The 23439-nt window shown below is 60.3% G+C and carries 23 protein-coding genes; 15 read left to right on the forward strand and 8 right to left on the reverse strand.

Going from position 1 to position 23439, the window contains the following annotated elements:
- Positions 1-89 precede the first annotated feature (89 nt).
- From B0H98_RS00615 to B0H98_RS00665, 11 genes are all read left to right on the forward strand, one after another.
- Complete coding sequence (locus B0H98_RS00615) at positions 90-1076, forward strand: KpsF/GutQ family sugar-phosphate isomerase (RefSeq protein ID WP_106373139.1); 987 nt, start codon at positions 90-92, stop codon at positions 1074-1076.
- A gap of 62 nt (positions 1077-1138) precedes the next feature.
- Positions 1139-1681, forward strand: a complete 543-nt coding sequence (locus B0H98_RS00620; RefSeq protein WP_106373140.1) for a KdsC family phosphatase — start codon at positions 1139-1141, stop codon at positions 1679-1681.
- Positions 1681-2253 (forward strand): LPS export ABC transporter periplasmic protein LptC, encoded by a 573-nt coding sequence (gene lptC, locus B0H98_RS00625; protein WP_106373141.1) that lies wholly within the window; start codon positions 1681-1683, stop codon positions 2251-2253. The genes B0H98_RS00620 and lptC overlap by 1 nt, the downstream gene beginning before the upstream one ends.
- A gap of 8 nt (positions 2254-2261) precedes the next feature.
- Positions 2262-2753, forward strand: coding sequence for a lipopolysaccharide transport periplasmic protein LptA (gene lptA / locus B0H98_RS00630; protein WP_106373142.1), 492 nt, complete (start codon positions 2262-2264; stop codon positions 2751-2753).
- A gap of 12 nt (positions 2754-2765) precedes the next feature.
- Complete coding sequence (gene lptB / locus B0H98_RS00635; RefSeq protein ID WP_244182939.1) at positions 2766-3515, forward strand: LPS export ABC transporter ATP-binding protein; 750 nt, start codon at positions 2766-2768, stop codon at positions 3513-3515.
- 105 nt (positions 3516-3620) lie between these two features.
- Positions 3621-5039, forward strand: a complete 1419-nt coding sequence (locus tag B0H98_RS00640; RefSeq protein WP_106373143.1) for an RNA polymerase factor sigma-54 — start codon at positions 3621-3623, stop codon at positions 5037-5039.
- Between the two features lie 112 nt (positions 5040-5151).
- Positions 5152-5460 carry a ribosome hibernation-promoting factor, HPF/YfiA family gene (gene hpf, locus B0H98_RS00645; protein WP_018915735.1) on the forward strand — a complete coding sequence of 103 codons (309 nt, stop codon included), beginning with the start codon at positions 5152-5154 and terminating at the stop codon, positions 5458-5460.
- Positions 5461-5464: 4 nt separating this feature from the next.
- Positions 5465-5935 (forward strand): PTS sugar transporter subunit IIA, encoded by a 471-nt coding sequence (locus tag B0H98_RS00650; RefSeq protein ID WP_106373144.1) that lies wholly within the window; start codon positions 5465-5467, stop codon positions 5933-5935.
- 66 nt (positions 5936-6001) lie between these two features.
- Positions 6002-6934 carry an RNase adapter RapZ gene (gene rapZ / locus B0H98_RS00655; protein ID WP_106373145.1) on the forward strand — a complete coding sequence of 311 codons (933 nt, stop codon included), beginning with the start codon at positions 6002-6004 and terminating at the stop codon, positions 6932-6934.
- 42 nt (positions 6935-6976) lie between these two features.
- Positions 6977-7246: an HPr family phosphocarrier protein gene (locus B0H98_RS00660; protein WP_106373146.1), complete on the forward strand. Its 270-nt coding sequence runs from the start codon at positions 6977-6979 to the stop codon at positions 7244-7246.
- Between the two features lie 42 nt (positions 7247-7288).
- A complete protein-coding gene (locus B0H98_RS00665; protein WP_106373147.1) occupies positions 7289-7828 on the forward strand; it encodes a BUD32 family EKC/KEOPS complex subunit in 540 nt (179 codons plus the stop codon).
- Between the two features lie 83 nt (positions 7829-7911).
- Here the strand turns inward: B0H98_RS00665 and pmbA are convergent, their stop codons facing one another.
- Positions 7912-9252 (reverse strand): metalloprotease PmbA, encoded by a 1341-nt coding sequence (gene pmbA / locus B0H98_RS00670; RefSeq protein ID WP_106373148.1) that lies wholly within the window; start codon positions 9250-9252, stop codon positions 7912-7914.
- A gap of 150 nt (positions 9253-9402) precedes the next feature.
- Between pmbA and yjgA the strand changes: the two genes are divergently transcribed.
- Positions 9403-9927: a ribosome biogenesis factor YjgA gene (gene yjgA / locus B0H98_RS00675; protein WP_106373149.1), complete on the forward strand. Its 525-nt coding sequence runs from the start codon at positions 9403-9405 to the stop codon at positions 9925-9927.
- A 6-nt stretch (positions 9928-9933) separates the two neighbouring features.
- Here the strand turns inward: yjgA and tldD are convergent, their stop codons facing one another.
- Genes tldD through B0H98_RS00710 form a run of 7 tightly spaced genes read right to left on the reverse strand, consistent with a single transcriptional unit; the run spans position 9934 to position 19874 of the window.
- A complete protein-coding gene (gene tldD / locus B0H98_RS00680; protein WP_106373150.1) occupies positions 9934-11385 on the reverse strand; it encodes a metalloprotease TldD in 1452 nt (483 codons plus the stop codon).
- Positions 11382-15239, reverse strand: a complete 3858-nt coding sequence (locus tag B0H98_RS00685) for a YhdP family phospholipid transporter (RefSeq protein ID WP_106373151.1) — start codon at positions 15237-15239, stop codon at positions 11382-11384. Before B0H98_RS00685 ends, tldD begins: the two co-directional genes overlap by 4 nt.
- A 3-nt stretch (positions 15240-15242) precedes the next feature.
- The gene (gene rng / locus B0H98_RS00690; RefSeq protein WP_106373152.1) at positions 15243-16706 is read right to left on the reverse strand and encodes a ribonuclease G; all 1464 of its coding nucleotides are present in this window, start codon (positions 16704-16706) and stop codon (positions 15243-15245) included.
- 56 nt (positions 16707-16762) lie between these two features.
- Positions 16763-17380 (reverse strand): Maf family protein, encoded by a 618-nt coding sequence (locus B0H98_RS00695; protein ID WP_106373153.1) that lies wholly within the window; start codon positions 17378-17380, stop codon positions 16763-16765.
- 2 nt (positions 17381-17382) lie between these two features.
- On the reverse strand, positions 17383-17871 hold the full coding sequence (gene mreD, locus B0H98_RS00700; RefSeq protein ID WP_106373154.1) for a rod shape-determining protein MreD: 489 nt from the start codon (positions 17869-17871) through the stop codon (positions 17383-17385).
- On the reverse strand, positions 17871-18812 hold the full coding sequence (mreC, locus tag B0H98_RS00705) for a rod shape-determining protein MreC (protein WP_106373155.1): 942 nt from the start codon (positions 18810-18812) through the stop codon (positions 17871-17873). Before mreC ends, mreD begins: the two co-directional genes overlap by 1 nt.
- Positions 18813-18836: 24 nt before the next feature.
- Positions 18837-19874, reverse strand: coding sequence for a rod shape-determining protein (locus B0H98_RS00710; RefSeq protein WP_018915723.1), 1038 nt, complete (start codon positions 19872-19874; stop codon positions 18837-18839).
- 232 nt (positions 19875-20106) lie between these two features.
- Here B0H98_RS00710 and gatC point away from each other — a divergent pair, with 232 nt between their 5' ends.
- From gatC to gatB, 3 genes are all read left to right on the forward strand, one after another.
- Complete coding sequence (gene gatC / locus B0H98_RS00715; RefSeq protein WP_106373156.1) at positions 20107-20394, forward strand: Asp-tRNA(Asn)/Glu-tRNA(Gln) amidotransferase subunit GatC; 288 nt, start codon at positions 20107-20109, stop codon at positions 20392-20394.
- Between the two features lie 80 nt (positions 20395-20474).
- A complete protein-coding gene (gene gatA, locus B0H98_RS00720) occupies positions 20475-21935 on the forward strand; it encodes an Asp-tRNA(Asn)/Glu-tRNA(Gln) amidotransferase subunit GatA (RefSeq protein ID WP_106373157.1) in 1461 nt (486 codons plus the stop codon).
- Positions 21935-23389, forward strand: coding sequence for an Asp-tRNA(Asn)/Glu-tRNA(Gln) amidotransferase subunit GatB (gatB, locus tag B0H98_RS00725; protein WP_106373158.1), 1455 nt, complete (start codon positions 21935-21937; stop codon positions 23387-23389). The genes gatA and gatB overlap by 1 nt, the downstream gene beginning before the upstream one ends.
- The last annotated feature ends 50 nt before the right edge of the window (positions 23390-23439 follow it).

Consider the following 23439-nt stretch of genomic DNA (forward strand, 5'->3'; position numbering starts at 1 on the left):
CTATGCTTACAGACGTGCACTAAATGGTATTCTTGTGCGTTAAATGCCCATGCTTCAATTAAACTGTTTCAATCAAAAACGAGATGTTCATGCACCAGCCCTCTTCCACTCTTAGCCTCCTGCGTGAAAGCGCTTTACGCACGCTGCAAATCGAACAGGCGGCCATTGGCGGCCTGCAAGGCAAGCTTGACGAGAGCTTTGACCGTGCCTGCGAATTGATGCTGGCCTGCCAGGGCCGCGTAGTGGTGACCGGCATGGGCAAGTCGGGGCATATTGCCGGCAAACTGGCAGCAACCCTGGCCAGCACCGGCACCCCGGCCTTTTTCGTTCATCCGGGTGAAGCGAGCCACGGCGATCTTGGCATGATTACCCGCACCGACGTGGTGCTGGCGCTGTCCAACTCCGGCGAAACCGCCGAGGTAACGGCGCTGCTGCCCCTGCTCAAGCGCCTGGGCACGCCGCTTATCAGCATGACCGGAAAGCCCGCATCGACGCTTGCCAAGCATGCTGATGCGCACCTGGACAGCGGTGTCGAGCGTGAAGCCTGCCCGCTTGATCTGGCCCCGACCAGCTCGACCACGGCCGCACTTGCTCTTGGGGACGCACTGGCCGTTGCCCTGCTTGAAGCGCGCGGTTTTACCGCCGATGATTTTGCCCTTTCGCATCCCGGCGGCAGCCTGGGCAAGCGGCTCTTGCTGCGGGTGCGCGACTTGATGCATGACGGCTCGCGGCTGCCTCAGGTAGCGCTTGGCAGCCCGCTGCGTGATGCCCTGCTGGAAATCACGCGCCAGGGCCTGGGATTTACCTGCGTGGTGGACAGTGAAGGCCGACTTGCCGGGGTTTACACCGATGGCGACCTTCGCCGTACACTGGACCAGTTCCACGACCTGCGCGAAGTGGCCGTGGATGATGTCATGACCCGGCCTGGCAAGCGCATCGGCCCCGACATTCTGGCGGCCGAAGCCGTACGCATCATGGAAGATAGCCGGATTACCGCCCTGGCGGTAGTGGATGACGAGCAGCGGCCGATTGGCGCGCTCCACATGCACGACCTGCTCGCCAGCGGCGTTATCTGAACGCCAGACCTATATGTATCAATACGCTTATTTATCAATACGCTTACTGACAAGGAGTCTTTATGGCCCTCCCCACTGCCTTGCTTGACCGGATTCGCCACGTACGCCTGCTGGCCCTTGATGTTGACGGCGTACTGACCGATGGGCGGCTCTATTTCCAGGCCGACGGCGTCGAGATCAAGGCGTTTCACACTCAGGACGGGCACGGCCTGAAGCTGCTCAAGCGAGTGGGCATTCACGTGGCGTTGATCACCGGCCGCGATTCACCAATGGTCAGCCAGCGTGCTGCCTCTCTAGGCATCACTCACGTTTTCCAGGGCTGCGAGGACAAGCTCACCACGCTGAAGGCGCTTTGTCAGCGGCTGGATCTGGATCTGAGCCAGGTCGCCTACTGCGGCGATGACCTGCCCGACCTGGCGCCGATCAAGCGCGCAGGCGTCGGCATCACGGTACCCAATGCGCCAGATTACATGCACGGCCACGCCGACTGGATTACCGATCGCCTGGGCGGGCATGGCGCGGTGCGGGAAATCTGTGACACGCTCCTTGAAGCCCAGGGCCACTGGGGCTCGGTGCTTGACACCTACCTGCACGGTCGCCCGTAATGTTCAGGCGGATCAGAAAGCGCGTCTGGCTGGCCGGGCTGGTCATTGCCCTCGGGGTGCTGCTGGTCTGGCTTGATCCGCGCAGCACGGATGAGCGGCCGGTCGATCCAGCGGCCCAGGCTGAGGAACCCGGCCACGTGCTGGAAAACGCCGAAATGACGCTTTTTGGCGAATCGGGTCGGGTCGAGCAGTCGCTGAAATCGCCGCTGCTGGTGTACATTCCCCAGCGCGCCACGGCCGAGGCTACCCAGCCCGTGGCCAGCCTTTACGACAACGAAGATCGTGAGTGGCTCGCCAATGCCGATGAAGGCACGCTGAATACCGATACCCAGGCACTCACCCTTTCCGGTGATGCAAGGCTTCTAGCCCCCTCCGAGGGCTGGCAGCTGGATACTGACGAGTTGCATTACGATGGCCTGGCGCGCCATGCCTGGAGTGAGGCGCCCGCACTGCTGCAACAGCCGCCCCAGCGCATGAGCGCTACGCGCATGGACGTCTGGCTGGATACCAGCCAGGTCCGCTTAACCGATAACGTACGCGGCCACCACCCGCCCGCGACACAGACCCCTTAGGAGTCGCTATGAAAGCTCTATTTCGCACCGCGCTTTTCGCCCTGGCGGTGCCGCTCTCGGCAGCGGCCCAGACAAGCCAGGCCCCGGTTGAAGTGGAAGCCGACCGGCTGGACCTTGACCAGCGCGCCGGCACTGCGGTCTATTCCGGCAATGTCGATATCCGTCAGGGTGAGATGCAGCTTCGCGGTGAGCGCGTTGAAATTCAACGCAATGACGCCGGTGAGCTCTCGCTGGTGACAGCGACTGGCGAGCGCGCCTACCTGCGCAACCAGCAGCAGGGACAGGAAACGCCTATCGAAGGCTGGGCACGTCGGGTGATCTATCACGTGGCGGAGCGTCGCGTCGAGCTTATCGATCAGGCCGAACTGATTCAGGGCGGGGACACGTTCAACGGTGGACGCCTTGAGTACTTCCTTGATCGCGAAGTGGTTCAGGCACGCTCGGATGTCAGCGGCAGCGAGCCGCAGCGTATTCGCATGACACTTCAGCCAGCGCAATAACAGGAGCGGTCGATGGCTACTGCGGAATCAGCGCCGATTAAAACCCTCTATGCCAAGCATCTGGCCAAGAGCTACAAGCGTCGCCGGGTGGTTCAGGATATCAGCCTGGAGATTGCCCAGGGCAGCGTCGTAGGCCTCCTGGGCCCCAACGGCGCTGGCAAGACGACCTCTTTTTACATGATCGTGGGGCTGGTCAAGTCAGATGCTGGTACCGTCAGCATCGATGAGCTGGACCTTACCCGCGCGCCCATGCACGAACGCGCCATGGCCGGTATTGGCTACCTGCCTCAGGAAGCCTCGATCTTTCGCAAGCTCTCGGTGGCCGACAACATCATGGCTATCCTGGAAACGCGCAAGGAGCTGGATGGTGCCGGACGCGAGCAGCGCCTGGAAAGCCTGCTGGAAGATTTTCACATCACCCATATTCGCGACAACCTGGGCATGAGCCTGTCAGGTGGCGAGCGGCGGCGGGTCGAGATTGCCCGCTCACTGGCCACAGAGCCTGCCTTCATTCTGCTCGATGAGCCGTTTGCCGGGGTAGATCCCATTTCAGTCGGTGAGATCAAGAGCATTATCCGGGCACTTAAAAAGCGCCATATCGGCGTGCTGATCACTGACCATAACGTTCGGGAAACGCTGGATATCTGTGACGTTGCCTATATTGTTGGCGACGGGCATATCATTGCCGGCGGAAGCCCCGAAACCATCCTGAACAACCAGAAAGTCAGAGAGGTTTATCTGGGCGCCGATTTCCGTCTTTAAACAGTGACCTGCAGCAAAATTATTATCAATGGCATGCTTATTGCACTTGCACATGATCATGACTCGCACTAGTGTGAAGCTTTCCGATTAACGAGTGGTTCTCAGATGGTCATGAAAGCTTCTCTTCAATTGCGTATCGGCACGCAGCTGACCATGACACCCCAGCTGCAGCAGGCCATTGCTCTGCTGCAGCTCTCCACATTGGATCTGCGCCAGGAAATTCAGCAGGCGCTGGATGCCAACCCGATGCTGGAGCAGGAAGACGAATTCGGCGAGCAGGCCGCCGTTGAACCGCAGGAAGCGGAGTGGTCAGAGAGTATCCCCACCGAACTCTCGGTGGATAGCGACTGGTCAGATACCTACCAGGACATGCCAAGCGCGGCGGGCAGTGGCAGCGATGGCCCCGATTTCGAACGCCAGGCCGCCGGCCAGAGCCTTTACGGGCATCTGCTCTGGCAACTCGCCATGACTGATTTCAACGTCCGTGAGCAGCTGGTGGCGGAAAGCCTGATCGATGCGCTCGATGCCAACGGCTACCTTACGCAGCCGCTCAACGATATTCGCGACGGTTTACGCGCCCAGGGTCTGGACGGCCTCAATCAGCGCGAGATGGAAACCATCTTGCTGCGCCTGCAGCAGTTTGAGCCTACCGGAGTATTCGCTCGCGACCTGCGCGAATGCCTGATGCTGCAGTTGGCAACCCTGCCTGAAGACACACCCCTGCTGGTTCCCGCCAAGCGTCTGGTACGTCAGTTCCTGGAAGCGCTGGGTAAAAACGACATGCGTCTTCTGAAGCGTCGTCTTGGGCTGGATGACGAGCAGCTCGAGGATGTCATCCATCTGATTCGCAGCCTGGACCCGCGCCCCGGCAGCGCCTACGGCCCTACCGACGACAGCTACATCACGCCGGATCTCGTGGTACGTCACGACAACGAAGGCTGGCATCTGGAGCTCAACCCTGACGCCCTGCCGCGGCTGCGCATCCAGCCCGACTACGCCAGTCTGATCAAGCGCGCCGACAAGAGTCAGGACAACCAGTTCCTGAAAGAACATCTGCAGGAGGCGCGCTGGCTGATCAAGAGCCTTTCCAGCCGCAACGATACCCTGCTGCGCGTGGGCCGGGAGATTGTCACCCGTCAGATCGGCTTTCTTGAGCATGGTGAAGAAGCCATGAAACCGCTGATTCTGGCGGATATCGCCGAAGCCGTTGAAATGCACGAATCGACCATTTCACGTGTTACCACACAAAAGTATATTCATACGCCGCGTGGCGTGTTCGAACTCAAATATTTCTTCTCCAGCCAGATCAGCGGCCAGGATGGTGGCGACAGCCACTCGAGTACCGCCATTCGTGCCCGGCTGAAAAAGCTGATTCAGGACGAGCCGCCAGGCAAACCGCTTTCAGACAGCCGACTGGTAACGCTACTCGAAGAAGGCGGCATTGCCGTTGCCCGCCGTACCGTAGCCAAATACCGCGAGTCGCTGGGCATTCCCTCATCGAGCGAGCGTCGCCGTTTGAGATAGCCATTTAAAGCAGACGCTTGAAATAGAAACGCCAAAACTCGCCCTCAGGGCTTTGCAATAGCGTAAAAAGGGTTACAATCGAAATACAGTCCGATGGATAAGGAGCACGTCAATGCAAGTAAATATCACTGGTCATCACGTAGAACTGACTGACGCCTTGCGTGACTATGTTAATGAAAAGCTTGAACGCGTCGAACGTCATTACGACAACATCACTACGGTACAAGTAACCTTATCCATAGAGAAGGAGCGTCAGCAGGCGGCGTGCACCCTTCACGCGGCAGGCGCCGATCTGCATGCCGACGCCGAAGATGTCGACATGTATGCCGCTATCGACGCTCTGGCCGATAAGATCGATCGTCAACTCGTCAAGCACAAGGAAAAAGCACAAGCCCGCGCCCAAGGCGCTGGCGTGCGTTAATTCAATGACGTTGGAAACCATTCTCCCCCCGGAGCGCGTGCTTTATGACGTACCCGGGGGCAGCAAAAAACGGGTGCTGGAGTTTTTCAGCACCTTTATTGCGCAAAATACACCCAGTCTGGATAGCCAGGAAGTCTTCAGCCGTCTGATTGGCCGCGAGCGTCTGGGCAGTACGGGCATCGGCAACGGTGTTGCCATTCCCCACGCGCGCAGCCCTCACTGCGTAACGCCTATCGCCGGTTTTCTGAAGCTGTCCGAGCCGGTCGATTTTGATGCGATCGATGGCGATCCGGTCGATCTGGTGTTCGTGCTTCTGGTACCGGAAGAAGCGGATGATACGCATCTTTCGCTGCTTGGGCAGGTAGCCACCATCATGAACGATGCGCAGACGCGTCAGGCCTTGCGAAAAACCGGCAGCCAGCGTGAGCTACTTGACCTGCTTGCCAGCAAGATTCGTGAACAGGCAATACCGTAACCTACTCGCACAGCAGCGTATCTTCTCGCTTTCATCCCCTCATGCTTTTATGCAAAGAGAGTCACTATGCAACTGGTGATCATCAGCGGCCGCTCAGGGTCGGGCAAGTCCATTGCCTTACAGGCGCTTGAAGATATCGGCTACTACGCTATCGACAACCTGCCCGCCATGCTGCTGGGATCGCTGGTTGATGAACTCTGTGATGAAGGTGGACGTACGCACCTTGCGGTAAGTATTGATGCGCGCAATCTGCCGGGTGCACTTGAGCGCTTGCCCGTACTTCTTGAAGAGCTGCGCCAGCGCCCGATCGATTGCCAGGTCATCTATCTGACCACCGATGCCCGCATTCTTCTGGAGCGTTACTCGGCCACGCGGCGGCGCCACCCGCTGACCCGGGGCAGCCACATGACACTTGAAGAGGCGATTACCAAGGAAGAAGAGACGCTCAACGAAATACGCGATCTTGCCGACTTGATGATCGATACCTCGCGGCTTTCAGTCCACGATCTGCGTCGTCGCATTACCGATCAGGTAGCTCACCAGCGTAAGGACCAGCTGACGCTGACCTTCGAATCCTTTGGCTACAAGCGTGGCGTGCCCATGGATGCCGACCTGGTATTCGACGTACGCTGCCTGCCCAACCCCTACTGGGATCCGACGCTGCGTCAATATACTGGCCGTGACGCCACCATCATCGCCTTCCTGCGTGGCTACCCGATTGTCGAAGATATGACCCAGGATATTCAGGCGCTGCTGGAACGCTGGCTGCCGGCTTATCAGAACAGCCAGCGAAGCTACATGACCGTCGCAATTGGCTGTACGGGTGGGCAGCACCGTTCGGTGTACGTAGCCGAGCAGCTGGCCCAGGCGCTGGTACCGCAGATAGGCGATGTGCAGTTGCGCCATCGTGAACTCGGGTTGCAATACACGCTTGGCGGCTCTCAGACAGCACCGACGGATATCGCGACACTTGCCGAGCAGAAATCCGGCATCCCCTGATCGCCCAGCTTGTATGACACCACTCGGACAAAAGGAACCAGGGTGCCAGAAAGAACCTTAACCCTTACCAATCAGCGTGGTTTGCACGCCCGCGCCGCCACTAAACTCGTCACCTGTGCGCAGCAGTTCGACTCCCGGGTGTACGTCTACAAGCAGACCCAGAAGGCCGACGCCGCCAACATCATGTCGCTTCTCATGCTGGCGGCCCCCTGCGGCACGGTATTGACCGTCGAAGCCGTCGGCGATGACGCCGAAGCGGCGCTGGATGCGCTGGAGGCACTCTTCAAGGCCCGTTTCGACGAAGACGCCTGACCACCGGCTTTCAGCCGTACTCCTCATCTATCGGGCACAACCATGCAGTTAATCCAGACCGGCAAGTATTCTCGGGTGCATTTTGATTCTGAGCTCGATCATTTCATCAAGACGTTTCAGCCAAAGGCTTTCGACAAGCTCCGCTATCTGTTGCGCATCCGCCCCTACCCGGGGCTCAACTTCGCGCTCGTCGCTTCGCGCCTGAAGGCGCTGGGCATCGCGACACCAACGATTACCGAGGCCCGCCCCTACCGGCTGGTGACCGAAAACATTCACGGCGTGCCGCTTCGGCAACTGATCCTCGGCTCAACAGACCTGCAGGAGCAGTACCTGGATGCTCTGGTCGCCTTCGACCGCGAGGGCATTCACTGTCGCGGTCTGCATACCGGCAACTTTCTGGTCCGCGATGGCTGCCTGTTCGCCATCGACCTTGATGCCTACAAGGCACCGCGCTGGTGGCGCTACCCGCGCCGCGAGTATCTGGACTGCCTGAGCCGCTCGCTCGAAGGCGATGAGGCCTTTCTGTTCAGCCGCCTTCTCGAGCGCCTTGAGCTGGACGAGAACTACCGATCCAAGCGCTAAACCTGGGCATCGAGCCAAGGTTCACTTACTAAAAAGCCCACGACATGATCGTGGGCTTTTTTATCAAACGGTGCGCACCGGATTCAGCTGCCGGCCACCGTCATCGCATCGATCAGCCAGCTGCCCGTGTGGACACTGCCACGCGTATCGGTATCGCTGCCAATACCCACCAGGCCAGAGAACATGCGCTCCAGATTGCCGGCAATGGTGAATTCCTCGATCGGGTACTGAATCTCGCCGTTTTCGACCCAGAAACCGGCTGCGCCCCGTGAGTAGTCCCCGGTCACGCCATTGACCCCCTGGCCCATCAGCTCGGTAACCCAGATACCGCGGCCCATCTCCTTGAGCAGCGCTTCGCGGCTTTTGAGCGGCGCATCCAGGCGCACATTACGCGCACCGCCAGCGTTACCGGTGGTTTGCATGCCCAGGCGCCGGGCGCTGTAGGAAGACAGCATGTAGCTTGCGATGCTGCCCTGATCGATAAAGCGGTTGTTGCGGGTCTGCACGCCTTCGCCATCAAACGGCGTACTGGCCGTGGCGCCCACTTCCATGGGCCGCTCTTCGAGGCTGAACCACTCCGGGAAAAGCGGCGTTCCCAGGCGGTCGCATAAAAAGGAGGACTGACGGTACAGGGCACCGCCTGCCAGCGCGCTCAAGAGATGACCGATCAATCCGCCGGAGAGCGAGGGATCAAACAGCACCGGAAAAGTACCCGTGGGCGGCCGCTTGGCGCCAAGCCGGCGCAGCGTACGGGCTGCCGCCTCGCGGCCGACCTCTGCCGGGTCGCGCAGCGCCGCCGGGTTACGTGACGAGGTGTAGTCGTAGTCGCGCTGCATGCCGCTTTCATCCTGGGCAATCAGCATGCAGGAAAGTGAATGGCTGCTGCCCTTCTGGGTGCCCAGAAAGCCATGACTGTTGGCATATACCCGCACGCCTTCGCCGCTGGACAGCGATGCACCTTCTGACTGGCTGATGCCTTCAACATCGCGCCCGGCCTGTTCGCAGGCAAGCGCCAGTTCGATCGCCTGCTCGGTGGTCAGCGCCCAGGGGTAGTGAACCTTGAGATCCGGCAGCTCGGTTGCCATCTGATCGGCATCCGCCAGGCCCGCCGCCGGGTCTTCCCCGGTGTAGCGAGCAATCGCCAGGGCTTTCTCGACCGTTGCCTGAATGGAGGCGCTGCTTGCGTCACTCGATGACGCGCTGCCCTTGCGCTTACCCACGTAAAGCGTCACGGCAATGCCCTGATCGCGGGAAAGCTCTACGGTTTCCACTTCGCCCAGACGCACGCTGATGCCGATACCCTGATCGACGCTTGCCCCTACCTCGGCGGCATCGGCGCCCAGACGCTTGGCCAGGGCCAACGCCTCTTCTGCCCGCGTCGTCAATAAAGCCTGCTGCGCGGATGCATCAAATGCCTGTGCCATGTGGCCTCCTTTTTCGCCCGAATCACGTCGGCGAATCAATGTTATGGTCGCAGCCTGATATAATGCTGCCAACAAATCTTGTCAGTGAGCCCTGTTTAGCTAGCAAGCCCACTTCAGTCAGTAAGCCCAATGTAGTCAGTGAGCCCTATTATGCCGAAAAAACGTCCCGAGCCTTTTGATACTCAGGAACCCGAAGAAGAGCGGCCGAGTAAATCGCAGCTCAAGCGCGAAATGCACGCCCTTCAGGCCCTTGGCGAAACCTTGATTGCCATGCGCCCTGCCGAACGCGCCCGCTTTCCGCTTTCCGACGACATGCTGCGCGCTATCGATGAAACCGCGCGCATCCGCTCTCATGAAGGCCGTCGTCGCCATATGCAGTATGTCGGCAAGCTGATCCGCAAGGAGGACCTGGCCGCCATACAGGGGGTTTTCGACGCAATCGAACAGGAAAAAGAGCAGCGCGACCACGCGTTCCATCGGCTGGAAAAATGGCGTGACCGCCTGGTCGAAGAGGGTGATCCCGCCGTTGACCTGTTTATGGCCGAATACCCTGACGCTGACCGCCAGGCACTGCGCCAGCTAGTGCGCAACGCCCAGCGCGAACGCGATCAGGGCAAGCCGCCTACCAGCTCGCGCAAGCTGTTCAAGCACCTGCGCGAAACGCTGGCGCTTTAATACCGGTCAAGACTGCGTGCCACCAACGGTCAGCTCATCCAGCTTCAACGTGGGCTGACCTACACCGACCGGCACGCCCTGCCCCTCTTTACCGCACACGCCCACGCCGGTATCCAGCGCCATGTCATGGCCGATCATGGATACCCGGCCCATGGCTTCCGGGCCATTGCCAATCAGCGTGGCGCCTTTTACCGGTGCCGTGATGCGCCCATCTTCGATCAGGTACGCTTCGCTGGCCGAAAACACGAACTTGCCCGAGGTGATATCCACCTGGCCGCCACCAAAGCTGACCGCATAGATCCCGCGTTTGACGCTCTTGATAATATCCTCGGGCTCATCCTGGCCTGCCAGCATGACCGTGTTGGTCATGCGTGGCATCGGCAGGTGGGCAAAGGATTCGCGCCGAGAGTTACCGGTCGGCGCCATGTTCATCAGCCGCGCATTGAGCTTGTCCTGCATGTAGCCAGTCAGAATGCCATCTTCGATCAGCGGCGTGTTCTGCCCCGGCGTACCCTCGTCATCGATGCTCAGCGAGCCGCGCCCGTCGGCAATGGTGGCGTCATCCACAATCGTGACGCCTTTCGCTGCCACGCGCTGCCCCATGCGCCCGGAAAATGCCGAGCTACCCTTGCGGTTGAAATCCCCCTCAAGGCCATGGCCAACCGCCTCATGCAGCAGGATGCCCGGCCAACCCGAGCCCAGCACCACAGGCATCTGCCCGGCCGGGGCATCGACTGCCTCAAGGTTCACCAGCGCCTGGCGCACGGCCTCCTTGGCGTAGCGCTCGGCCACGCCTTCATCGCGCAGCCGGGCCATGGAGTAGCGTCCACCGCCGCCCGCGCCACCGCGCTCACGACGGCCATTCTTGACCGCAATCACGCTGACGTTGAAGCGTACCAGCGGGCGAATGTCTGCGGCCAGGGTGCCGTCGCTTGCTCGTACCAGAACGACTTCGTAGGTGCCGGAAAGCGAAGCGCTCACTTGAGTCACGCTTGGGTCAGCAGCGCGCGCCGCGCGGTCGGCCTCTTTCAGCATGGCGACCTTCTCTTCGGCGCTAAGCCCGGCAAGCGGGTCCACCCCTGCATAGTAAGACGCGGCACTGACCGGCTGAATTTTCTGGCCGGGCAGGCGCTTGCCGCTGCGTACGATGCCGGACGCCGTGCGTCCGGTATCCACCAGCGCATCGGCACTGATCTGGTTGGAGTAGGCAAAGCCGGTCTTTTCACCGGCCAGGGCGCGCACACCAACCCCACCATCGATGTTGTAGCTTGCTTCTTTTACTTCACCATCTTCCAGCACCCAGCCTTCTTGCCAGGTACGTTGAAAATACAGATCGGCATAATCCACGCCAGCGCCCATGGCGTACTCAAGGCCTTTATCAAGCCCATCCAGATCAAGACCACCCGGGGTAAGCAGGATGGAAACGGCGGACGCTATATCGCTGTTCAGTGCGGTCATTGGGGGCCTTCTAAGGTAACCTGCGGCGAGGTCCAGGGACCTTGCACGCGATAATGAATGGTCGTTGCTCGATCCAGCGCATCACCCAGCAGCTGGTCGGCAATAAACAGAGCGCCCCCCACCATCGGGGCGCCTACCGCTACGGCGGCAATGGGCAGGGTTTGCGTCACCGGCAACGTTACGCCAAGGCGTTGATCCAGCTCCTGGCGCAGCAAATTCACGCGCCCGGTCAGGGTCAGATTGGCGGCGGGTGCTTCAATTTTCAATGGTCCGCGCAGCGTCAGCTGACCATTGGCAATGTCTGCCGAACCATACACTCTATCATAGGCCGTGCCCTGCCCGGTCATGTCGGAAAAATCCAGACGCAGTCGACGCAGAAGGTTGTCAAGGTTGAGCAGACCCACCAGGCGCACCGGCGCTGATTCCAACTTGACGAAGCGACCGTCGCGCAGGTCAAGATTCAACCCGCCTTCGGCACGACGCAGGTCAAACTGCCACGGCGCGCCGGCCCAGCCCAGATTGGCGGCGGCGGCGCTTGTACGGCTGCGAACCACTACTGGCTGGTCCAGCCGCTCCAGCGCGCTGCCCACATCGCCCCCTTCAATGGCCAGGTGAGCACGAGTTTCACTCTGTGAGGCATCACCTTCCCAGTAGAGTTCACCGCGAGCGGTCAGTTGCCCCAGGGTAAGCTCCACCGGTGCCAGCGAAAGGCGATCACTATCGGCTTGCCAATAGGCTGAGAGGGGTCCAAAACGGCGCTCACCCATGCCGATTTCGGCCAGTCTCAGGCGTCCATCGGGCATGCTGGCAAGCCAGTCGGGCATGCCCATTGGCGGCGGCTGGTCGGTTTCCACAGCGTGCAGCCAGGATTCAGGCGATACGCTCGGGACATCATGCTCGGTCTCGGTCAGGTCGAGCAGCCGATCCACGGCCAGCTGCTCGACGGTGATATCCAGCGGATAGCGCGCCTGGGGCTGGTACTGCACATGCCCGGATACCAGATCACTGTGTACCGCCGCACTCAGCGTATCGCCCTGAACGCGCCCGTCGAGGTTCAACGCACCGATGCAGGCCTGCTCGTAGACGAGGCAGTCGGTGTCGAGCGCTATCTCAAGCGGTGGAGCCTCGCCCATCGATTCACCTCCCCCTTCACCGCTTCTTGAAACAAGCGGGTCGAGAGCCTGCTGCCATGCCAGGGGATCAATGCGCGCAACGCTTGCGGCGATGTTCAGCCCCGGCTTTGATGGCCACTCGGGCACATCAACGTCAGCGCCTGCGATGTGCAGATTACCGGCAATGGTGTGAGGACGGTTGAAGAGGCGCAGATGCGCCCTGTCTGCCAGGCGGCTCTCCACGCGGTTATTGTCGAAATTGGCCTCAAGCGTCCAGGGCCAGGGCTCTCCGGCGCGCTTGCTAAAAGGCTCGGGCAGGTGGCTTGTCACGTTCCGCAGCTGGCTATTCAGGCTCAATGAAAGCATGGGCTCAAGGGTAACGCGCCCCTGCCACTGAAAATCTCCCTCGGCCACCTGGCGACTCTGCTCGAGCGGTATATTCGCCAGCGAAAACAGCGGCGCCACTCGAGAGCGCCCGCGCAGCGCAATGCCATCGCGTTGAGTGTGCATATCGGCGCTGACCTCGCCGCCCAGAAAACGGCCTCGGGCAGTGCCTATCAGCGCCATGCTGTCGGCATGCTGCTGCCAGGTGAGCTCGCCTTCCGCTTTCTCGAGGGCAATATTCAGCGGCGTGTAGAGAATGCGTGAAAAGACCGGGGTGGCGTTGACTTCAAGCTTCAGCGCCTCGGGGGTTTGCAGGGGTAACGACAGAGCAAGATTACCGTCCACCTCCCCTTGGGCTTCAAGGTCGTCAAGCAGGCTCATGTCCATGTCGGGAATGGCCTGCAGAAAGGCTATGAGCGAGGCGCCGTCGCTGTGCAGATCTCCCGAGACGTTGAGCGTTTCATCCTGCATGGTCAGCTCACCGCCGGAGGCCGTCACCCCGTGGCTCTGAGCATGATCTATCTGCGCTTCAAGCACCTGATTCTGCCAGCGAAGGCGCCCTTCAACCTCCTCGAGGCGCGGCCAGTCCGGCGCAATCGGAAGATGCCCCTGGGTAACTTCCAGCGCCAAGGTTGTCGATATATCCTCGGCAGTAACATTATCGCCCAGCGGCAGGCTAAGCTTCAGGGAGCCGGTAGGCACCCTGCCGCCAATATCATCCAGCAGCCAGTCGCGCAGCTCCTGATCAAACGCCTTGAGCGGCAGCCACTGCGCCAGCGGGCGCTCAAGTGCATCAACATTGGCAAAGTCGATATCCAGACCGAAGTGCCCGCTGCGCTCGCCGGCGACAAGACCAAAACCGCCGCTGACCTCAGCCCCATCCCACTCCACGTTGAGATCACGCCCGCTGATCATGGTATTGGGGCCGTCGTAGACCCACTCGACAATGCCATCAGCGTGATCGAGCTCCATGGGCGCCATGAACAGGTCAGGAAAATAGAGCGTGCTATCGCCGACACTATTGAACGTGACGCGACCGCGAAAATCACGCGCCTGCACCCAGGCATCCAGCGGGCCGCCGCCCGGCGCCTGCTGCCAGGGGGATACTTGAAGATTGGTCAGCGCCGCATCGACGCCCCAGCTTCCCTCCCGCTGGCCCAGGCGCAGCCCCTGCACCTGGCCTTCCGGGGCCAGCGTCTGCAGCACACGCGTTACCGATTCGGGCAAAAAGACGTAGTCGCGCCAGGCCGTCAGTGAGGCAAGCTCAAACGCGCTGGTGCGCAGCTCCCAGCGGCCCGGTTGATGGGCAAGATACCAGTGGCGCGGCAAGGCAGGTCCTTCCACGGCGCCAGCAGGCTCTGCCCACTCGACGCTCTGGGCATCGCCACTCAGCCACGCCTCACCGCCGTCACCATCACGCTGCCACTTGCCATTGGCCACGATATTGCGCAACACGGCGTATTCGACATCGTGACGCAACGTCAGTTGGGGAACACTCACCGCCAGCCGAGACTCCTGTAGCTTGCCCTCATACCAGCGCCCCCACAGGCGTGCATCTCCCCCCGCTTGTTCCAGGTAAGGCACGTGCTCCGGGCGAAACATCTCGGCAAGCATCAATAGCTGGTCAAACTGCACTTCAAGCTTGAGCGTGGCGGTAAAATCGTTGATACCGCGCTTTCCGGGTTCCATTTCCGCTAGCACCTGGGCGGCGGGCAGCACGGTATCTTTCTGTTCAGGGCGAGCCTCCAGAATATTCACTGCCCCCTGCAGCTTGGTACTCTGGGCATCGCCCGTCAGCAGCAGCGTTTCGGCATACAGAGTGACGTTATCCTGCTGGCCATGCAGCATGACGCGGGTATCCTCCACCCAGATACGCTGACGCAGCAGCCACTCGGTCCAGGCATCAATCCTTACGAGATCGACTTCCGTCTCGGGTGCCATATCAAGTGGCAGGTGAGCGGGGGTCGGCCACTGCCAGTTGCCTTGCTCATCCTGGTAGAGATGAAACTCGGTATTCTGAAATCTGACATGGCTGAAAATAGGTAGAAGACTGCGCAGCGAAGCCACTACGTCCAGGCGAAGCTCGGCTTGGTCCAGTGAAAACAGCGACTGTCCATCCGGCGTGGTGGAGCTAAACCCCTCAAGCTCGAGAACAAGTTCACTGCGCGCCATGGAGAGCGAAAGGCTTTCAATTTCTACCGGCGCGCCAATCTGGCGCTCCAGCCAGGCTTCAATGCGCGGCGTGAACGTATCTACCTGGCTAAAGGCTAGCCTCAAAAGCAGAAGGAGCACTGCCGTAAGGCCCAACCCCCAGGCCAGCAGCAGTAGCCCCCAACGCGTCAGCAAACGAATGGTCATGGATTACATCAACACGATATCGTACTGCTCTTGCGAGTAGTGCTGCTCTACCTGGAAGCGGATAGTCTTGTTGATGAAGGTTTCCAGGTCGGCCACGGCGGCGGACTCTTCATCCAGCAGGCGGTCGACCACCGGCTGGGAGGCCAGCACCATGTAGGTTTCCGGGCTATAGGCCCGCTCTTCGCGCAGAATCTCGCGAAAGATCTCGTAGCAGATGGTTTCCGGCGTTTTCAGCGTTCCTCGCCCGCTGCAGGTGGGGCATGCCTCGCATAGCGTCTGCTCAAGGCTCTCTCGGGTGCGCTTGCGGGTCAGCTGCACCAGGCCAAGCTCGGTCACCCCCGTACACTTGGTCTTGGCGTGATCGCGCTCCAGCGCCTTTTCAAGCACGCGCAGCACCTGACGCTGGTGCTCCACCTCGATCATGTCGATGAAATCGATGATGATGATCCCGCCCAGGTTGCGCAGGCGCAATTGACGAGCAATGGCAGTGGCTGCCTCCAGGTTGGTCTTGAAGATGGTTTCCTCAAGATTACGGTGCCCTACATAGCCGCCGGTATTGACGTCGATGGTGGTCATCGCTTCGGTCGGGTCGATGACCAGATAGCCGCCGGACTTGAGCTGCACCTTGCGTCCCAACGCCTTCTGGATTTCATCCTCGACGCTGTAGAGATCGAAAATCGGCCGCTCGCCGGGGTAGTACTCGATCTTGTCGACCGCATCGGGCATGAACTCCTCGGCAAACTCGACCAGCTTGACGAAATTCTCGCGGGAGTCGATACGCACCTTTTCGATCTCGTCACGCATGACATCGCGCAGGGTGCGCATGAAAAGCGGCAGATCATCATAGATGACGCTGGGCGGCGCGGCGGTCACCTTGCGCTCGGCGACCTTGCGCCAGATGCGCAGGAGAAAGTGCATGTCACCGGCAAGCTCTTCATCGCCGACGCCCTCGGCCGCCGTGCGCACGATAAACCCGCCGCTTACCTCAAGGGTCTGCTCGGCGATGCTGCTGTCCAGCAGGGCCTTGAGGCGTTCGCGCTCACGCTCGTCTTCGATACGCTGGGAAACGCCGTGATGGGGCGAGTCCGGCATATATACCAGATAGCGCGAAGGAATCGACAGATGGGTCGTCAGGCGTGCCCCTTTGGTGCCAATCGGGTCCTTGGTGACCTGCACCACCAGCGATTGGCCTTCGTGCAGCAGTTGCCCGATGGTCTGCTGTTCGTCGCTTGGCGTTCCGGACGGCATGACCTCGTGAGCGTGGATGAACGCCGCGCGCTCGAGGCCAATATCGACAAAGGCAGCCTGCATACCAGGCAACACGCGAACCACTCTGCCTTTGTAGATATTGCCTACGATCCCGCGCCGCCGTGAGCGCTCGATAAGCGCCTCTTGCAATACACCGTTCTCGACGAGCGCAACGCGGGTTTCCATTGGCGTCAAATTGATGAGGACTTCACCGCTCATGCAAAATTCCTTCTTGATTCACGTATTCCACGCCAGTCATGCAGGCAATGAGACGATTAGGTGTGCGAGTTATAATGCCCCATCCAGATAGGCACCCCCTGTTGATGCAGCAACTGCGCCGTTTCATACAGCGGCAGGCCAACCACGGCTGAATAGCTGCCCTTGATCTCTTCAACGAACACCGCCGCCAGGCCCTGGATGGCGTAGCCGCCGGCCTTGTCGGCAGGCTCGCCGGTCTGCCAGTAGCGGCTGATCTCCTGCCCCGTGAGCCTGCGCATGGTGACGTCAGTACTCACGCAGCGATAAAGCACACCGCAAGGCCCGGTAACCGCCACCGCCGTCATCACCTGATGGGTCCTGCCGGAGAGTCGGCCGAGCATGGACGCCGCTTCATCGGCATCCGCAGGCTTACCCAATATAGCCCCATCTACCACCACCGCGGTATCAGACCCTAGTGTGGGTAACGCTGTGTGAGGCATGGCAGCTTCTGCCTTGGCGATGGCCAGCCGCGTTACATAAGCTGTGGCCTGCTCACCTGGGTAGGGCGTTTCATCCACCTCGCTTGGCCGGACACTCACCTCCACGCCGATGGAGGCAAGCAGATCCCGGCGCCGGGGAGAAGCCGACGCCAGGCACAGCACGGGGCTTTTTTCCTGAAGCGATGCTGAGTCCATTCTCAAGGCCCGAGCAAACGTTTTTCAAGCGCCTTGAACATGGTGGCAAGCCATGGCCAGAGAAAGGCGCTGATCAAGGAGGGAATCAAGAAGGAGAGGTGTATCGAAAACTCGCCGGTCAAGGTGCGCAGCCACTGCTCGACCAGTTGCACCAGGCCGAGCAGCACCAGCACCAGCACCGACTGCTGAACCAGCGAGTAGGCGCGAAAACGGGGATAGACCAGTGCACACAGAAACGCCAGCAGCGACAGGATCAGCGCATGCTGACCAAGCGCAGTACCCTCGATCAGGTCCAGCAGCACGCCCAGCACAAAGCCGTGGAAGACGCCAACCCGATCCGGCACGCGCATGCACCAGTAGATCAGCATCAGGCCAATCCACTCCGGGCGAAATACCTGCCAGCCTTCGGCCAGGGGCATTACCTGCAGGCAAAGCGCCAGCACCAGGCTGAACCATACGACCACCAGCGGTATGACGGGAACACGCGCCATCAGCGCTCCTCCTCGACATCGGAAGGCTCGACCGGCGCCAGCCGCTGAGCGGCGTGAATAGCTTTTGCCGAAATATCCATGGATTCGTCCCAGATAGGGTCGTCCACCTCTTCACGCGGCGGCGGAAACAGCAGCAGAAAATGCCGCGCCCGCTGAAGCTGCGCGGTGGGCTCAGCGCTCACTCGGGCAAACGGCTGACCGGGGTCGTGGTAGACCTCGGTCACTCGGGCGACGGGATAGCCTGGCGGAAATCGCCCGGCAAGCCCGGAGGTCGTGAGCAGGTCGCCTTCGCGAATATCGGCTGTATCCGGCACGTGAAGCACGTTCACGCTGCCGTAACGCCCCGCCCCCTGCACAATGAAGCGCAAGCCGTTACGATTGATCTGAACGGGCAGTGCGTGACTGGCATCGGCCAGCAGCAGCACCCGGCTTGAGTAGGCGGAAACGGCGGTGACCTGCCCCACAAGGCCGGAGGCATCAATGACCGGCTGCCCTACATAAGCGCCGTTACGATGCCCACGGTCAATCACCATCTGGTGGCTGAAGGGGTCGTTATCCAGCGACAGCAGCTCAGCGGTAATATAGGGAATCTCACGCCGCTCGCCGGCTTTCAGCAGCTCGCGCAGCTCGCTGTTTTCAGCCGTCAGATTGGCCATGCGCTGGCCACGATGGGAGAGCGTAAGAATCTGTTCACGCAATCGACGGTTTTCATCGACCAGCGCCTGCTGATCCGACAGCGCGAGCGCGCCCCAATTCAACAGATCGCTAGGCACGCTAACGACCCATTGAACAGGTGCAACAACCATCGTCATCTGGGCGCGCACGTCTTCCATGCGGGTAAAGCGATGATCGGCAAACATCAAGGCGCTTGCCGCCAACACGCAGAAAAACAGCCGATAACCCGGCAGCGAGGCGTGTGAAAATAGCGGTTTAATAGGCAATCCCCCGCGATAAACCGCTACAAATCAGTCGCTTGAGAGCAGCTCAAACGTGTGCTGATCAATCATTTCAAGCGCTTTACCGCCGCCTCTTGCCACGCAGGTAAGCGGGTCTTCGGCCACGATGACCGGCAGCCCCGTCTCTTCGGCAATCAGCTTGTCGAGATCACGCAGCAGCGCGCCGCCGCCGGTCAGCACCAGGCCACGCTCGGCAATATCCGAGGCAAGCTCCGGTGGCGACTGCTCAAGTGCGCTTTTCACAGCGGCGACAATCGAGCCCAGCGTCTCCTGAAGCGCTTCGAGAATCTCGTGAGAGTTCAGAGTGAAGCTGCGCGGAATGCCTTCGGCCAGATTGCGCCCACGCACGTCGATCTCGCGCAGTTCGCCGCCCGGGTAGGCGCAGCCGATCTCTTCCTTGATTCGCTCGGCGGTTGCCTCACCAATCAGGCTGCCGTAGTGGCGGCGCACGTACGCGGTGATCGCCTCATCAAAACGGTCACCGCCTACGCGTATGGATTCTGAATAGACCACGCCGTTGAGCGAGATAATCGCGATTTCAGTGGTACCACCACCGATATCCACCACCATCGAACCCTGAGCTTCCTCGACCGGAAGCCCCGCGCCAATGGCCGCCGCCATGGGCTCTTCTATCAGAAACACTTCACGGGCACCGGCACCTTCGGCAGACTCACGAATGGCGCGTCGCTCCACCTGGGTGGACATGCAGGGCACGCATACCAGCACACGCGGGCTGGGCGTCAGAAAGGTGCTCTGGTGTACCTTACGGATAAAGTGCTGAAGCATCTGTTCGGTGACGGTAAAGTCGGCGATCACGCCGTCTTTCATCGGCCGAATGGCGGTAATATTGCCAGGCGTACGCCCCAGCATGCGCTTGGCGTCAGCACCTACCGATGCCACGCTACGCATATTGCCGGATTGACGGATGGCGACTACGGACGGTTCATCGAGCACGATGCCACGACCGCGTACATAAATCAGTGTGTTGGCCGTACCCAGATCGATCGACAGATCGCTGGAAAACAGCCCCCTCAAACGTTTGAACATGGATGTTGTTACCTAGTGCAGACCGGGAACCCTGTGCGGATGCAAACGGTATCACCGCAACCCCCTGGCAGCAAGCACGAGTCGCGCTGAACACTGCCCGTGGGGGCCAAAATGTGGTACCTTTTGCGGCTATTTTCCACGTCTGATACTTAAGACGTTTTTTTCGATGACTGACTGTATACCGCACAAAGCGGAATATGTTCCATCACGTTTTAGCGAGGAAATTTCGATCATGGCGCTTGAAGAATCTCATGTGCGCCGGGCCGCGCACCTGGCCCGACTCGCCGTCAGCGATGACCAAGCCACCGGCTTTGTAGACGATCTAAGCCGCATTATGGACATGGTCGATCAGCTTCAAAGCATTGATACTGAAGGCGTTTCACCACTCTCACACCCGCTGGACGCGACCCAGCGCCTGCGTGCAGACGAAGTAACGGAAACCAACCAGCGCGATACTTTTCAGCGCTGTGCTCCGGCAGTGGAAAACGGCTTGTACCTGGTTCCTCGCGTCGTTGAGTAACGACTTGAAAAAAATATCCCAGGGTTTTCAAGCCGCTGTTTTCATACTTTTCTTTCGTTTCCGAACGGAGCATTTGGGTCATGCATGATAAAACGTTAACGCAACTCGCGGCGTCTCTAAAAAGCGGCGAGTTTTCCAGCCGCGAACTGACCGCACACTATTTGCAAAAGATCGAGAAGGCCGACGGCAAGCTCAACAGCTTCATTACCGTGACCGGTGAGCAGGCGCTCAAGCAGGCAGAAGCTGCCGATAATGCACGCGCCGCCGGCGACAAGGGCCTTTTGACCGGCATTCCGCTGGCACTCAAAGACATTTTCTGTACCCGCGACGTCAAGACCAGCTGCGGCTCCAAGATGCTGGATAACTTCATCGCCCCTTACGATGCCACCGTGGTGGAAAAGCTTAACGCTGCCGGCACCATCAGCCTGGGCAAGACCAATATGGATGAGTTCGCCATGGGCTCTTCCAACGAAAACAGCCATTATGGCCCGGTCAAGAACCCGTGGGACCTGAACGCCGTGCCCGGCGGAAGCTCCGGCGGCAGCGCCGCGGCCGTGGCCGCAGGCCTGGTCCCGGCGGCCATGGGCACCGACACCGGCGGCTCGATTCGTCAGCCGGCGGCGTTCTGCGGTATTACCGGCCTGAAGCCCACCTACGGGCGCGTTTCGCGCTACGGCATGATTGCCTACGCCTCGAGCCTTGATCAGGCGGGCCCCATGGCGCGCAGTGCCGAAGACTGCGCGCACCTGATGAACGTGATTGCCGGGCACGACGTCCGCGATTCGACCAGCGTTGCCCGCGGGGTGCCGGACTACACCGAAACCCTGAACGCGCCGCTGTCAGGCCTGAAAATCGGTCTGCCCAAGGAGTATTTTGGCGACGGCCTGGATCCTGAAGTGGAAAGCGCCGTACGTGAGGCGGTCAAGGTGTACGAATCCCTGGGTGCGACGGTACGTGAAGTCAGCCTGCCGCACACCCACTACGCGATTCCGGCCTACTACGTGATCGCCCCGGCCGAAGCCTCCTCGAACCTTTCCCGGTTTGACGGCGTACGCTTTGGCCATCGCTGCAAGGATCCGGTCGATTTGATTGACCTCTACAAGCGTTCGCGCGCGGAAGGCTTCGGCGAAGAGGTCAAGCGGCGCATCCTGATCGGCACGCACACGCTGTCCGAAGGCTTTTTCGACGCCTACTACACCAAGGCGCAAAAAGTTCGACGCCTGATTCGTCAGGACTTCCTCGATGCCTTTGAAGATGTCGATGTGCTGATGGGTCCGGCCTCGCCGACCCCTGCCTTTGACCTCGGCGCCAAGAAGGACCCGGTGTCGATGTATCTTCAGGATATCTACACCATCGCCGTCAACCTGGCCGGCATTCCCGGTATCAGCGTGCCGGCAGGCCTTGCCGGCGGCCGCCCTGTGGGCCTGCAGATTCTGGGCACCCACTTTGCCGAAGCGCAGCTTCTCAACGTGGCGCATCAGTACCAGCAGGCAACGGACTGGCACCTTCAACTTCCCGCCTTCGCCGAGGAGCACGCCTAATGCAATGGGAAACCGTAATTGGGCTTGAAGTCCACGTTCAGCTCGCGACCCGCTCCAAGATCTTCTCCGGCGCGTCCACGGCGTTTGGTGCCGAGCCCAACACTCAAGCCTGTGCCGTCGATCTGGGTCTACCCGGCACGCTGCCCGTGCTCAACGAGCAGGCGGTGGCCATGGCCGTCCAGTTTGGCCTGGCGGTACATTCCGATATTGCCGAAGTATCGGTGTTTGATCGCAAGAACTACTTCTACGCCGATCTGCCCAAGGGCTATCAGACCAGCCAGATGTACCACCCCATCGTCGGCCCGGGTGCAGTGGACATTACGCTTGAAGATGGCACCAGCAAGCGCATTCGTATCCACCACGCTCACCTGGAAGAGGATGCCGGCAAGTCGCTGCACGAAGACTTCATGGGCATGACCGGCATCGACTTGAACCGCGCCGGGACACCGCTTCTTGAAATCGTTTCCGAGCCGGATATGCGCAGCGCCAAGGAAGCGGCCGCCTATCTCAAGGCGATTCACTCGATCGTTACCTATCTGGGCATTTCAGATGGCAACATGGCCGAAGGCTCCATGCGCTGCGACGTCAACGTATCGGTGCGCCCCCAGGGACAGGAAGCGTTTGGCACGCGGGCGGAAATCAAGAACGTCAACTCGTTTCGTTTTGTCGAGCGCGCCATTGCCTTTGAAGTGGAGCGCCAGATCGAACTGATCGAAGACGGCGGCAGCGTCGTTCAGGAAACCCGCCTGTTCGACCCCGAGCGCGACGAAACCCGCAGCATGCGCACCAAGGAGGAAGCCAACGACTACCGCTACTTCCCCTGCCCGGACCTGCTGCCCGTGGTGCTGGACGAAGCCTACCTTGATCACTTGCGCGGCCAGTTGCCGGAACTGCCGGCGGACAAGCGTGAGCGCTTCCAGAACGAGCTGGGCCTCTCCGCCTACGATGCCAGCGTGCTGTCAGCGAGCCGCGAGATGGCCGAATTCTTCGAGGAAGTACACCACGTGTGCGGTGATGCCAAGCAGGCGGCCAACTGGGTGCAGGGCGAGCTTGCCGGCGCGCTCAACCGTGAGAACCTGAGCATCACCAACAGCCCCATATCAGCACGTCAGTTGGGTGAGCTGGTCAGCCGAGTAGTGGATGACACCATCAACGGCAAGGCGGCCAAGCAGGTCTTCCAGGCGCTATGGAATGGCCAGGGCGAAAATGCCGATGAAATCATAGACGCCAAGGGTCTCAAGCAAGTGACCGACACCGGTGCCATTGAAGCAATGATCGATCAGGTCATCGCCGAGAGTCCGGCCCAGGTCGCCCAGTACCGCGACGCCGAGCCGGACAAGCGCGGCAAGATGATTGGCTACTTTGTCGGCCAGGTCATGAAGGCGTCACGCGGCACGGCCAACCCTCAGCAGGTCAACGGCGTGCTGAAAGCCAAGCTCGACGCGCTGGTTTAAGCGGGTTCTGTTTGGCAGTAATAAAAACGGCGACCCAAGGGTCGCCGTTT

The organism is Vreelandella songnenensis, from assembly GCF_003002925.1.
Taxonomy (GTDB): Bacteria; Pseudomonadota; Gammaproteobacteria; order Pseudomonadales; family Halomonadaceae; genus Vreelandella; species Vreelandella songnenensis.

What these genes read in the sequence shown, in the direction of transcription:
- gatC (WP_106373156.1), top strand. Translation starts at nt 20,107, where the DNA reads ATGGCGCTTGAAGAATCTCATGTGCGCCGGGCCGCGCACCTGGCCCGA.
- rapZ (WP_106373145.1), top strand. Translation starts at nt 6,002, where the DNA reads ATGCAACTGGTGATCATCAGCGGCCGCTCAGGGTCGGGCAAGTCCATT.
- B0H98_RS00695 (WP_106373153.1), bottom strand. Translation starts at nt 17,380, where the DNA reads ATGGACTCAGCATCGCTTCAGGAAAAAAGCCCCGTGCTGTGCCTGGCG.
- B0H98_RS00710 (WP_018915723.1), bottom strand. Translation starts at nt 19,874, where the DNA reads ATGTTCAAACGTTTGAGGGGGCTGTTTTCCAGCGATCTGTCGATCGAT.
- tldD (WP_106373150.1), bottom strand. Translation starts at nt 11,385, where the DNA reads ATGACCGCACTGAACAGCGATATAGCGTCCGCCGTTTCCATCCTGCTT.
- lptC (WP_106373141.1), top strand. Translation starts at nt 1,681, where the DNA reads ATGTTCAGGCGGATCAGAAAGCGCGTCTGGCTGGCCGGGCTGGTCATT.
- lptA (WP_106373142.1), top strand. Translation starts at nt 2,262, where the DNA reads ATGAAAGCTCTATTTCGCACCGCGCTTTTCGCCCTGGCGGTGCCGCTC.
- pmbA (WP_106373148.1), bottom strand. Translation starts at nt 9,252, where the DNA reads ATGGCACAGGCATTTGATGCATCCGCGCAGCAGGCTTTATTGACGACG.
- yjgA (WP_106373149.1), top strand. Translation starts at nt 9,403, where the DNA reads ATGCCGAAAAAACGTCCCGAGCCTTTTGATACTCAGGAACCCGAAGAA.
- hpf (WP_018915735.1), top strand. Translation starts at nt 5,152, where the DNA reads ATGCAAGTAAATATCACTGGTCATCACGTAGAACTGACTGACGCCTTG.
- B0H98_RS00640 (WP_106373143.1), top strand. Translation starts at nt 3,621, where the DNA reads ATGGTCATGAAAGCTTCTCTTCAATTGCGTATCGGCACGCAGCTGACC.
- gatB (WP_106373158.1), top strand. Translation starts at nt 21,935, where the DNA reads ATGCAATGGGAAACCGTAATTGGGCTTGAAGTCCACGTTCAGCTCGCG.
- B0H98_RS00615 (WP_106373139.1), top strand. Translation starts at nt 90, where the DNA reads ATGCACCAGCCCTCTTCCACTCTTAGCCTCCTGCGTGAAAGCGCTTTA.
- B0H98_RS00620 (WP_106373140.1), top strand. Translation starts at nt 1,139, where the DNA reads ATGGCCCTCCCCACTGCCTTGCTTGACCGGATTCGCCACGTACGCCTG.
- B0H98_RS00665 (WP_106373147.1), top strand. Translation starts at nt 7,289, where the DNA reads ATGCAGTTAATCCAGACCGGCAAGTATTCTCGGGTGCATTTTGATTCT.
- gatA (WP_106373157.1), top strand. Translation starts at nt 20,475, where the DNA reads ATGCATGATAAAACGTTAACGCAACTCGCGGCGTCTCTAAAAAGCGGC.
- B0H98_RS00650 (WP_106373144.1), top strand. Translation starts at nt 5,465, where the DNA reads ATGACGTTGGAAACCATTCTCCCCCCGGAGCGCGTGCTTTATGACGTA.
- mreD (WP_106373154.1), bottom strand. Translation starts at nt 17,871, where the DNA reads ATGGCGCGTGTTCCCGTCATACCGCTGGTGGTCGTATGGTTCAGCCTG.
- rng (WP_106373152.1), bottom strand. Translation starts at nt 16,706, where the DNA reads ATGAGCGGTGAAGTCCTCATCAATTTGACGCCAATGGAAACCCGCGTT.
- B0H98_RS00685 (WP_106373151.1), bottom strand. Translation starts at nt 15,239, where the DNA reads ATGACCATTCGTTTGCTGACGCGTTGGGGGCTACTGCTGCTGGCCTGG.
- lptB (WP_244182939.1), top strand. Translation starts at nt 2,766, where the DNA reads ATGGCTACTGCGGAATCAGCGCCGATTAAAACCCTCTATGCCAAGCAT.